The sequence below is a fragment of the Pseudanabaena sp. PCC 9330 genome (assembly GCF_055795045.1).
In genome coordinates, this window is record NZ_JAYFES010000004.1 from 1 (window position 1) to 270 (window position 270).

The window sequence follows — 270 nt, forward strand, 5'->3', positions numbered from 1 at the left end:
CCTTTTCTGGGCCGATTGCAGTGTTTGTCAGCGTCTTTCTGCTGTACCCCTTGGGTCAGAGCAGCTGGTTCTTTGCCCCTAGCTTCGGCGTAGCGGCAATCTTCCGGTTCCTGCTGTTCTTCCAAGGCTTCCACAACTGGACGCTGAACCCCTTCCACATGATGGGGGTTGCAGGCATTCTGGGCGGTGCGCTGCTGTGCGCCATCCACGGTGCAACGGTAGAGAACACGCTGTTCAAAGACGGTGAGAACGCCAACACCTTCCGCGCTT

The 270-nt window shown here is 57.8% G+C and carries 1 pseudogene; it reads left to right on the top strand.

What is annotated here, in order from left to right:
- A pseudogene (locus AC0QKW_RS00015) lies at positions 1-270 on the top strand (photosystem II D2 protein (photosystem q(a) protein)); the annotation flags it as partial.